We start from the raw sequence: 5,517 nt of genomic DNA, 5'->3' as shown, positions 1-5,517 counted from the left end.
GCGTGTTGTTTGAGAACTCAATAGTGTGTTTGGTGGTTTTTGTTTGTTGTTTTTTTGCCATGCTCTGACTCCCCGTGTTGGGGTGTGGTTTTTTGATGCCAGTTTTTGGTGTCGTTTTTGTTAGGTCAGATTTTCTCTAATTGGATTCTGCCCGGGTTGTCCGGGGGTTTTTGTTTGGAGAGTTTGATCCTGGCTCAGGACGAACGCTGGCGGCGTGCTTAACACATGCAAGTCGAACGGTAAGGCCCTTCGGGGTACACGAGTGGCGAACGGGTGAGTAACACGTGGGTGATCTGCCCTGCACTTTGGGATAAGCCTGGGAAACTGGGTCTAATACCGAATAGGACTCCGGGCTGCATGGTCTGGGGTGGAAAGCTTTTGCGGTGTGGGATGGGCCCGCGGCCTATCAGCTTGTTGGTGGGGTGATGGCCTACCAAGGCGACGACGGGTAGCCGGCCTGAGAGGGTGTCCGGCCACACTGGGACTGAGATACGGCCCAGACTCCTACGGGAGGCAGCAGTGGGGAATATTGCACAATGGGCGCAAGCCTGATGCAGCGACGCCGCGTGAGGGATGACGGCCTTCGGGTTGTAAACCTCTTTCAGCGCCGACGAAGGGTAACTGACGGTAGGCGCAGAAGAAGCACCGGCCAACTACGTGCCAGCAGCCGCGGTAATACGTAGGGTGCGAGCGTTGTCCGGAATTACTGGGCGTAAAGAGCTCGTAGGTGGTTTGTCGCGTTGTTCGTGAAAACTCACAGCTTAACTGTGGGCGTGCGGGCGATACGGGCAGACTGGAGTACTGCAGGGGAGACTGGAATTCCTGGTGTAGCGGTGGAATGCGCAGATATCAGGAGGAACACCGGTGGCGAAGGCGGGTCTCTGGGCAGTAACTGACGCTGAGGAGCGAAAGCGTGGGGAGCGAACAGGATTAGATACCCTGGTAGTCCACGCCGTAAACGGTGGGTACTAGGTGTGGGTTTCCTTCCTTGGGATCCGTGCCGTAGCTAACGCATTAAGTACCCCGCCTGGGGAGTACGGCCGCAAGGCTAAAACTCAAAGGAATTGACGGGGGCCCGCACAAGCGGCGGAGCATGTGGATTAATTCGATGCAACGCGAAGAACCTTACCTGGGTTTGACATGCACAGGACGTCGGCAGAGATGTCGGTTCCCTTGTGGCCTGTGTGCAGGTGGTGCATGGCTGTCGTCAGCTCGTGTCGTGAGATGTTGGGTTAAGTCCCGCAACGAGCGCAACCCTTGTCTCATGTTGCCAGCACGTAATGGTGGGGACTCGTGAGAGACTGCCGGGGTCAACTCGGAGGAAGGTGGGGATGACGTCAAGTCATCATGCCCCTTATGTCCAGGGCTTCACACATGCTACAATGGCCGGTACAAAGGGCTGCGATGCCGTGAGGTGGAGCGAATCCTTTCAAAGCCGGTCTCAGTTCGGATCGGGGTCTGCAACTCGACCCCGTGAAGTCGGAGTCGCTAGTAATCGCAGATCAGCAACGCTGCGGTGAATACGTTCCCGGGCCTTGTACACACCGCCCGTCACGTCATGAAAGTCGGTAACACCCGAAGCCGGTGGCCTAACCCTTGTGGAGGGAGCCGTCGAAGGTGGGATCGGCGATTGGGACGAAGTCGTAACAAGGTAGCCGTACCGGAAGGTGCGGCTGGATCACCTCCTTTCTAAGGAGCACCACGATGTTTGGGCCGGCCCGCAGAGTGCGGATTGTCCGGTGTCCCAGACGGATTCGTTGGATGGGCTGTGCTTGTAGTGAGCATGGTTCTGGTGCACGACAGACAAGACTTGACTACATCGCGGGGCCTTCCTTTGTGGGGGGTGGATGTGGTGCTGCCAGACACACTGTTGGGTCCTGAGGCAACAGGCCCTGCGGCCCCCTGTCCCTTGTGTGGGTGGGGGGTTGGCCATCCCTTCGGGGGTGGTGGTTGTTGTCGCCCTGCTTGGTGGTGGGGTGTGGTGTTTGATTTGTGGATAGTGGTTGCGAGCATCAGATGCGATGCAGTTTTTTCTGTATCGTGTTTGTTGTGGTGTAATTTTTTCTCTGTAATGGTTTTTTGTGTTGTAAGTGTTTAAGGGCGCATGGTGGATGCCTTGGCACTGGGAGCCGATGAAGGACGTGGGAGGCTGCGATATGCCTCGGGGAGTTGTCAACCGAGCGTTGATCCGAGGATGTCCGAATGGGGAAACCCGGCACGAGTGATGTCGTGTCACCCGGCGCTGAATGTATAGGCGTCGGGGGGGAACGCGGGGAAGTGAAACATCTCAGTACCCGTAGGAAGAGAAAACAATTGTGATTCCGTGAGTAGTGGCGAGCGAAAGCGGAGGAGGCTAAACCGTGTGTATGTGATACCCGGCGGGGGTTGTGCATGCGGTGTTGTGGGATGTTCCTTCTTCAGACCGCCGTCTGGAGCGGAAGTGATAAACCGTGGTGTTAGGTGAAGTGGCCTGGGATGGTCTGCCGTAGTGGGTGAGAGTCCCGTAACCGAAAACATGGCGGCTTTCGTGGAATGTTTCCCGAGTAGCAGCGGGCCCGTGGAATCTGCTGTGAATCTGCCGGGACCACCCGGTAAGCCTGAATACTTCTCAGTGACCGATAGCGGATTAGTACCGTGAGGGAATGGTGAAAAGTACCCCGGGAGGGGAGTGAAAGAGTACCTGAAACCGTGCGCTTACAATCCGTCAGAGCCCTCGCTTTTGTGTGGGGTGATGGCGTGCCTTTTGAAGAATGAGCCTGCGAGTCAGGGACATGTCGCGAGGTTAACCCGTGTGGGGTAGCCGTAGCGAAAGCGAGTCTGAATAGGGCGTATCCCCTTTGGGGGTGTAGTGGTGTGTTCTGGACCCGAAGCGGAGTGATCTACCCATGGCCAGGGTGAAGCGCGGGTAAGACCGCGTGGAGGCCCGAACCCACTTAGGTTGAAGACTGAGGGGATGAGTTGTGGGTAGGGGTGAAAGGCCAATCAAACTCCGTGATAGCTGGTTCTCCCCGAAATGCATTTAGGTGCAGCGTTGCATGTTTCTTGCCGGAGGTAGAGCTACTGGATGGCCGATGGGCCCTACTAGGTTACTGACGTCAGCCAAACTCCGAATGCCGGTAAGTGTAAGTGTGGCAGTGAGACGGCGGGGGATAAGCTCCGTGCGTCGAGAGGGAAACAGCCCAGATCGCCGGCTAAGGCCCCTAAGTGTGTGCTAAGTGGAAAAGGATGTGCAGTCGCGAAGACAACCAGGAGGTTGGCTTAGAAGCAGCCACCCTTGAAAGAGTGCGTAATAGCTCACTGGTCAAGTGATTGTGCGCCGATAATGTAGCGGGGCTCAAGCACACCGCCGAAGCCGCGGCAATACGTAAGTATTGGGTAGGGGAGCGTCCTGCATCCGGTGAAGCCGCCGAGTGATCGAGTGGTGGAGGGTGTGGGAGTGAGAATGCAGGCATGAGTAGCGATGAGGCAAGTGAGAACCTTGCCCGCCGAAAGACCAAGGGTTCCTGGGCCAGGCCAGTCCGCCCAGGGTGAGTCGGGACCTAAGGCGAGGCCGACAGGCGTAGTCGATGGACAACGGGTTGATATTCCCGTACCCGTGTGTGCGCGTCCCTGATGAATCAGCGGTACTAACCGCCCAAAACCACGGCCACCGGAAACCTTCGGGTTGATGGGGTTGTGGGGCTGCGCGGGACCTTCGTTGGTAGTAGTCAAGCGACGGGGTGACGCAGGAAGGTAGCCGTACCAGTCAGTGGTAATACTGGGGCAAACCTGTAGCACGAACAGTAGGCAAATCCGCTGTTCATGTGTGTGAGAGGTGATGCATAGCCGAGTGAGGCGAATTCGGTGATCCTATGCTGCCAAGAAAAGCCTCTAGCGAGTGTTCACACGGCCCGTACCCCAAACCAACACAGGTGGTCAGGTAGAGAATACTAAGGCGTACGAGTGAACTATGGTTAAGGAACTCGGCAAAATGCCCCCGTAACTTCGGGAGAAGGGGGACCTCCTACCGTCATGGCTTTTGCGGCCGGTAGCGGTGGGGGGTGGCACAAACCAGTGAGAAGCGACTGTTTACTAAAAACACAGGTCCGTGCGAAGTCGCAAGACGAGGTATACGGACTGACGCCTGCCCGGTGCTGGAAGGTTAAGAGGACCCGTTAACCCTTTGGGGTGAAGCGGAGAATTTAAGCCCCAGTAAACGGCGGTGGTAACTATAACCATCCTAAGGTAGCGAAATTCCTTGTCGGGTAAGTTCCGACCTGCACGAATGGCGTAACGACTTCTCAGCTGTCTCAACCATAGACTCGGCGAAATTGCACTACGAGTAAAGATGCTCGTTACGCGCGGCAGGACGAAAAGACCCCGGGACCTTCACTACAACTTGGTATTGATGTTCGATACGGTTTGTGTAGGATAGGTGGGAGACTGTGAAGCAGTTACGCCAGTAATTGTGGAGTCGTTGTTGAAATACCACTCTGGTCGTATTGGACCTCTAACCTCGGACCGTGAAACCGGTTCAGGGACAGTGCCTGGTGGGTAGTTTAACTGGGGCGGTTGCCTCCTAAAATGTAACGGAGGCGCCCAAAGGTTCCCTCAACCTGGACGGCAATCAGGTGTTGAGTGCAAGTGCACAAGGGAGCTTGACTGTGAGACGGACATGTCAAGCAGGGACGAAAGTCGGGACTAGTGATCCGGCACCCCCGAGTGGAAGGGGTGTCGCTCAACGGATAAAAGGTACCCCGGGGATAACAGGCTGATCTTCCCCAAGAGTCCATATCGACGGGATGGTTTGGCACCTCGATGTCGGCTCGTCGCATCCTGGGGCTGGAGCAGGTCCCAAGGGTTGGGCTGTTCGCCCATTAAAGCGGCACGCGAGCTGGGTTTAGAACGTCGTGAGACAGTTCGGTCTCTATCCGCCGCGCGCGTCAGAAACTTGAGGAAACCTGTCCCTAGTACGAGAGGACCGGGACGGACGAACCTCTGGTCTACCAGTTGTCCCACCAGGGGCACGGCTGGATCGCCACGTTCGGACAGGATAACCGCTGAAAGCATCTAAGCGGGAAACCTCTTCCAAGACCAGGTTTCTCACCCACTAGGTGGGATAAGGCCCCCCGCAGACCACGGGATCGATAGACCAGACCTATACACGCAGTAATGCGTTCAGGGAACTGGCACTAACCGGCCGAAAACTTACAACAACCCCAAAACACCACAAAGGTTTTCGGGAAAAACGTAAGCCACACCGCCCGCAACCACACCACACATCCACACCACACCCCCCACCAAAACACCACAAAGCCGGGGGCCCGGCAGCCCCATCCAGGGCGCCACCCCCGGGCACCACAAAAAAATAGAGTTACGGCGGACATAGCGACAGGGAAACGCCCGGTCCCATCCCGAACCCGGAAGCTAAGCCTGTCAGCGCCGATGATACTACCCAACCCGGGTGGAAAAGTAGGACACCGCCGAACACACAAATAGAAACACCCCCCACACCGTGGGGGGCGTTTCTATTTGCGG

General features: G+C 56.7%; 3 rRNA genes. All 3 read left to right on the top strand.

Annotated elements, in window-relative coordinates:
• Window positions 1–171 precede the first annotated feature (171 nt).
• The 3 genes from CSR00_RS29200 to rrf all read left to right on the top strand — a co-directional run bounded on the left by CSR00_RS29200 (window position 172) and on the right by rrf (window position 5,468).
• Window positions 172–1,689 (top strand): 16S ribosomal RNA (locus tag CSR00_RS29200).
• A 395-nt stretch (window positions 1,690–2,084) separates the two neighbouring features.
• Window positions 2,085–5,195, top strand: a 23S ribosomal RNA gene (locus CSR00_RS29195).
• Window positions 5,196–5,354: 159 nt separating this feature from the next.
• A 5S ribosomal RNA gene (gene rrf / locus CSR00_RS29190) occupies window positions 5,355–5,468 on the top strand.
• The 16S, 23S and 5S rRNA genes sit together here, the layout of an rRNA operon.
• Window positions 5,469–5,517 lie beyond the last annotated feature (49 nt).

Origin of the sequence: Mycolicibacterium palauense (assembly GCF_002592005.1) — a bacterium.
GTDB lineage: Bacteria > Actinomycetota > Actinomycetes > Mycobacteriales > Mycobacteriaceae > Mycobacterium > Mycobacterium palauense.
Note: the sequence above shows the minus strand (reverse complement) of the source record. Positions and strands in the feature narration are given on the sequence as shown.